This is a genomic window from Sulfitobacter sp. HI0129, from assembly GCF_001635395.1.
In the GTDB taxonomy this organism is placed as follows: domain Bacteria; phylum Pseudomonadota; class Alphaproteobacteria; order Rhodobacterales; family Rhodobacteraceae; genus Sulfitobacter.
The window spans coordinates 1-5,462 of sequence record NZ_LWGH01000516.1; the positions used below are offsets into that span (position 1 = coordinate 1).

Genomic DNA, 5,462 nt, shown 5'->3' on the forward strand with positions numbered 1-5,462 from the left:
GGGTGCGGATCCGCCGCCGCGCCGCCTCATAGGAGCTTTCGGTCATCTGGGCGAAACGCGCCCGGCTGGGGGCTTCCTGGGTGAAGGCCTGCACGGTCTGCACTGCGCCGAGGCTTTCGGAGGCATTGCCCGAACTGGCCGCGATCCAGTCCTGATTTTCGCGGCTGATGACCCGCAACCTGCGGCCCAGCGTAAGGATCGGCACCACCACCGCAGGCACGATCAGCAGCACGAGCCCCGTAAGCTTGGGCGAGGTTGCCATCATCAGCCCCAGCCCGCCGACGAAAATCAGCAGATTGCGCAACGCGATGGATACGGATGACCCGATCACGGACAGGATCAGCGTCGTATCCGTCGTGATCCGGCTCAGGACTTCGCCCGTCATGATCCGTTCGTAGAAGGCCGGGCTCATGCCGATGACGCGGTCGAAGACCGCGCGCCGGATGTCGGCCACGACCCGTTCGCCCAGCCGCGTCACGAGCGCATAGCGCAGCCCCGTCCCCACGGCGAGCAGCCCCGCGATGATGAGCGCCGCCAGAAAATACTGGTCCAGCAATTCGGTCGCGCCGGTGCCGAAATTGTCCACGACCCGCCGCACCGCGAGTGGCAAGGTGAGCGAGATAACCGCAGTAGAGACGAGCGCCAGCACGGCCGCCGCCATCAATCCGCGATAGGGCCGTATGAAGGGCGCAAGCGCGCGCAATGCGCCGACCCTGCGGGAAGCTGCGCGTTCTTCGCGCGCGGAGGTGCTCGGGGGCGCGTTTCTGGGGGGCATTGCGGCTCCTTCTGGGCTGCCGCTTCATGACAATACGTGACCAGCGCGTCAAGAACGCGACTGTCGCAGGCCGAGCCCGGGACATGCCCAATATGGAGTGCAGAACTGGGAAGGGAGTGGAGCGGGCGACGGGAATCGAACCCGTATCATCAGCTTGGAAGGCTGAGGTCTTACCATTACACAACGCCCGCAAGACCGACCCTTGGGATATGCCAGCCCGCCCGCCCCGTCAAGGGCGAGCGCACCCTCGGATTGACCCTTTCAGCGGCCCTTCCCGGCCCGTCCGGACAACGCCTAGCGCCCCTCGAACGTGGGTTCTTTCTTGGCAAGGAAGGCCGCGATACCCGCCGGTCCGTCCTCGCTGCGCATCATGTCGGCGATGGAACGGGTCTCCTTGTCCATCTGGCTTTCCAGCCCGGCTGAAAAGGCGGTGTCGAGCAGCCGTTTCACGCCGCCATATGCCTTTGTCGGGCCCTGCGCCATCCGGCGCGCCATGGCCGTGGCTTCCGGCAGCAGATCGTCCGCAGGCACGACGCGGTTGACGATGCCCCAATCGCGGGCTTCCTCTGCGGTCAGCACGCGGTTGGTGAACATCAGCTCCTTCGCGCGCAGCAATCCCACATGTTTGGCGAGGTAATAGGTCGATGACCCATCCGGCGTCAGCCCCGAGGACGTATAGGCCGATACGAATTTCGCCTTGTCAGAGGCGATGACGTAATCACCGGACAGGGCCAGCGAGAAACCCCCGCCCCCCGCCGTGCCGTTCAGCGCCATGATCACCGGGGCATCGATATGCGCGAGCCGTGAAAGACCCGCGTGCAGCAGCGTCGCCATGCGGGTCAGATGGGCGTGCTTGTCCTCTGCCGCATCCATTTCCGCCAGATCGCCGCCGCCGCAGAACATCCGGCCCCGGCCCGTCACGAGAACCGCGCGGACATCCGGGGCACCGCAACGGATCCCGGCGTCCAGCAGCTCTTCCGCCATGCGCGCGTTGAGCGCATTCGCGGGACTGTCCTTGCGTTCGATCGTGATCGTGGCGACTCCGTCGTCGATCTCGAGCTGCATCGTCTCGTAGTCCATCTGTTTCCTCCCGGTGCATTATGTCGCTCCTCCTTACATGCGGGGGACCCCGCCGTGCCACCCCCTTGGCCGCGCGCTGTCGCTAAACCCTTTACGCTCCGGCTCTATTGTCGCAAATTCGGCTCTGCGTTGATCTGAAGGATGCCCATGGCGAACCCACTTTACGATGAACTTTTCGGCCGTCACGCCACCAACAAGACACCGTTTCTGTACCTGCCGGATGGTCACCTGATCAGCTATGCCGGTTTCGTGGCGGTGGCGGCGCGCTATGCCAACGTCTTTACCGCGATGGGCCTGTCCCCCGGGGACAGGGTGGCGGTACAGGTGGGCAAATCGGCGGATGCGCTGGCGCTCTATGCGGCCTGTGTGCAGGCGGGTCTGATCTTTCTGCCCCTCAACCCGGCCTATACCGCCGCCGAGGTGGAATATTTCGTGTCGGATTCCGGCGCCCGCCTGCTGGTCTGCGATCCGCAGGCGCAAGAGGCGCTGAAACCGATCGCGGAACGCAGCGGCGCGCGATTGGAAACCATGAGCGGCACAGGCGCGGGCAGCCTGCGGGATGCCGCGCAAAAGCAGCCCGACCGCTTCGACACCGTCGCGCGGACAGAATCGGATCTGGCCGCCTTTCTCTATACGTCCGGCACCACCGGGCGCTCCAAGGGCGCGATGCTGAGCCAGGGCAACCTGCTGTCCAACGCCCGCACCCTGACGGAGGAATGGGCTTTCACCTCGGCGGATGTCCTGCTGCATGCCCTGCCGATCTTTCATACCCACGGGCTTTTCGTGGCGACCAACGTAATCCTGCTGGCGGGCGGTGGCATGATCTTCTTGCCCCGGCCCGACCCTGAGCAGTTGATTCGCTTCATGCCGCAGGCCACGGCGCTCATGGGGGTGCCGACCTTCTACACCCGCCTGCTGGAGTCGCCCGATTTCACCGCCGACCGCACGGCGCATATGCGGCTTTTCGTCTCCGGCAGTGCACCTCTGCTGGCGGAAACCCATGCCCGGTTCGAGGAACGTACCGGGCACCGCATCCTCGAACGCTACGGGATGACGGAAACCAACATGAACACATCGAACCCCTACGATGGTGAGCGCCGCGCCGGTACGGTCGGCCTGCCGCTTCCCGGCGTGGAACTGAAGGTCACGGATCCCGACACCGGCGCGACCCTGCCCACCGGCGACGTTGGCGTGATCGAAGTGCGCGGGCCGAACGTGTTTCAGGGCTACTGGAACATGCCGGAAAAGACCGCCGCCGAACTGCGGGAGGACGGGTTTTTCATCACCGGGGATCTGGGCTGCATCGACGAAGACGGCTACGTGCAGATCGTGGGCCGGGGGAAGGACCTGATCATTTCGGGAGGGTACAACATCTACCCCAAGGAGGTCGAACTGGTGCTGGACGAACTGCCCGGGGTGGTGGAAAGCGCCGTGATCGGCGTGCCGCATCCGGACCTGGGCGAAGCGCCCGTCGGCATATTGGTCGCGGCGGAAGACAAACGCCCGGACGTGGATGCGATACCTGCCGCGATCGAAGGCAAGCTGGCCCGCTACAAGATCCCGCGCCGCTTCGTGGTGGTGGACGCGCTACCGCGCAACACGATGGGCAAGGTGCAGAAGAACGTTCTGCGCGACACCTACGCCGGGCTGCTCAGCGACTGACCCGGCGGCGCGACGGGCAAACGCCCGAGCCTGCCGGGCACATCCGCCGTGATCCGTGCCAGCTGCGCCAGATGCCAGCAGAGGACCTGATTGCTCGACAGGCAGGGCAGCCCGGTCGCACGCTCCACCTCCTCGATCAGGTCGAGCGTGCGAAGGTTGGTACAGGACAGAAAGACCGCATCGACCGCCCCTTGCCGCGCCAGTTCGACGGCGGCATCCCGGATGGAGGCGGGGGCGATGCGCACAACGCGGGCCTCTTCCGCTTCCTCGAACGACCCGAAGCGGGGGGTCTCGATACCCTGCTCGCGCAGCACGTCCCGCAGCCGGTCCGAAACCTTTGCCGTATAGGGCGACAGGAAGGCGAGCGAGCGCAGGCCCAAAGCGCGGCACGCGGTGACAAGCGCGGTGACCGGTTCGCTCACCCCGTCCGTCGCGCGGCCCGCACGGATCAGTTCCGCCACCCGTTCCGTCCCGATTTGCGCCGCGCCGGAGGTACAGCCGTAGCCGATCGCGGCGATGGGCGCGCCCCCCGGCAGCAGGCCAGCCGCGCGGCTGAGGTGGTCCGCCATTGCTTGCAGGGTCTCGGGCGTCACCTCCTCTCCGCTCGGGACACGGCTGGTGTAGAAAGGCACGTCAGGCGCCAGCATCCGGCGGAAATCAAGCTCCAGCGTTTCATCGGCCTGCAACACCACGAGGCCCAGTGCGGCTTTGGCGGCTGGCGTCGTATCATAGGCAAAGCGTGTCACAGGATCACCGGTTCGCGGCCTGCGCGCGGCGACAGGAACCTGCAGCCCGTTTCGGTAACGAGGATATCCTCTTCGTGAACCAATATCCTGCCGTCGCCCATGTCGATCCCCGGTTCCAGCGTCAGCACCATCCCGGGCCGCAGGACGGTAACGTCGCCCGGAATGAGCGATAGCCCTTCGGTCAACTGCATGCCCAGGCCGTGACCGAGCCTTCCCGCCTCCGTCCCGCCCGCGCCCTTCGTGACCACATTGTCCATGATGCGGAAGATGTCAGCTGCGCGAGTCTGGTTCGGGCGGATCGCCTCAGCCGCCGCATCGACCGCATCGATCAACCGCGCAAGGCCTGCGCGCACCGGCGCTGACGCTGAACCGATACAGAAGTTACGGTCAAAGTCGCAAAAGTAGCCGTCATGGACCAGTCCGGTGTCCAGCATCAACACATCGCCCCGCATCAACGGATCGCCCGAAGCGGGGGAGATGACATCTGCATAGCCCCCCGGCCCCGCGCCCCCGGCGAGATAGGGCACCCAATCCGCGCCTTCCTCCAGCGCCGTACGCTGAAATTCGCGAAACACGCGCGAAAGCGGCACCCCTTCGGCGGCGAAGTTGCCCACCCGGTCAAAGGTCCGCCCCGCGATGGCGCAGGCCGTTTCGATCTTCGCGACCTCGGCGGGCGATTTCACGGCCCGCAGCCCTGCCACGATGCCCCCGTCCGGCACCACGGGACCGCGCAATGCCTGCGTTACCCGATGCCAGTCTGCCAAGGGCATGCGCAGGTGGCTTTCCAGCCCCATCGGGGTACCGACGGGGGCACCTGCCGCGACCTCGTTCAGCGTATCGGCCAGCAGGCTGACGCCATCGTCGGCGGGATCGGGCGCGCGCCATGTGCGAATGTCGCGCACCCATGTCCGCGCCATCAGCGCCGCCCCGATGGCGGGGATGACGGCGATGGGGTCGCCTTGCGCAGGCAGAACAAGGAACCAGGGCCGCGTGGGGCTTTCCCAGAACCGGGTCAGGAAGCCGGTGAAATACCGCAGATCGGCCTCTGTCGTCAGCAACAGCGCGCCAAGACCGGCCCGCGCCATGGCGGCCTGGGCGGCCTTGGTCCGTGCCACATATTCCGCCTCGGCAAAGCCACGGGGTGCCGGGGCATCGCAGGGGCGCGCGGCTCTCACCCCTCCGGCCCTTCGCTCAGGATA

The 5,462-nt window shown here is 66.2% G+C and carries 5 protein-coding genes and 1 tRNA gene; 1 reads left to right on the forward strand and 5 read right to left on the reverse strand.

Translation table 11 applies throughout. The annotated features are described in order from the left end of the window. From A3764_RS14085 to A3764_RS14095, 3 genes are all read right to left on the reverse strand, one after another. Positions 1 to 775: ABC transporter transmembrane domain-containing protein (locus A3764_RS14085; RefSeq protein ID WP_269085024.1), on the reverse strand; the 775-nt coding region annotated here is incomplete at its 3' end. A gap of 117 nt (positions 776 to 892) precedes the next feature. Then, positions 893 to 966, reverse strand: a tRNA-Gly gene (locus A3764_RS14090). A 103-nt stretch (positions 967 to 1,069) separates the two neighbouring features. After that, positions 1,070 to 1,855, reverse strand: a complete 786-nt coding sequence (locus A3764_RS14095; RefSeq protein WP_067919530.1) for an enoyl-CoA hydratase/isomerase family protein — start codon at positions 1,853 to 1,855, stop codon at positions 1,070 to 1,072. Positions 1,856 to 2,002: 147 nt separating this feature from the next. Here A3764_RS14095 and A3764_RS14100 point away from each other — a divergent pair, with 147 nt between their 5' ends. Then, positions 2,003 to 3,517, forward strand: a complete 1,515-nt coding sequence (locus tag A3764_RS14100) for a malonate--CoA ligase (protein ID WP_067919529.1) — start codon at positions 2,003 to 2,005, stop codon at positions 3,515 to 3,517. Here A3764_RS14100 and A3764_RS14105 read toward each other — a convergent pair. Both A3764_RS14105 and A3764_RS14110 read right to left on the reverse strand, forming a co-directional pair. Further along, entirely contained in the window at positions 3,493 to 4,263 is a 771-nt protein-coding gene (locus A3764_RS14105) for a maleate cis-trans isomerase family protein (protein ID WP_067919527.1), read from the reverse strand. The two genes, A3764_RS14100 and A3764_RS14105, sit on opposite strands and share 25 nt — an antisense overlap. After that, on the reverse strand, positions 4,260 to 5,438 hold the full coding sequence (locus A3764_RS14110; RefSeq protein ID WP_269084716.1) for a M24 family metallopeptidase: 1,179 nt from the start codon (positions 5,436 to 5,438) through the stop codon (positions 4,260 to 4,262). Before A3764_RS14110 ends, A3764_RS14105 begins: the two co-directional genes overlap by 4 nt. Positions 5,439 to 5,462 lie beyond the last annotated feature (24 nt).

Excerpts from the sequence above, each read along its gene's own strand:
- A3764_RS14095 (WP_067919530.1), bottom strand. The coding sequence starts at position 1,855 with ATGGACTACGAGACGATGCAGCTCGAGATCGACGACGGAGTCGCCACG.
- A3764_RS14100 (WP_067919529.1), top strand. The coding sequence starts at position 2,003 with ATGGCGAACCCACTTTACGATGAACTTTTCGGCCGTCACGCCACCAAC.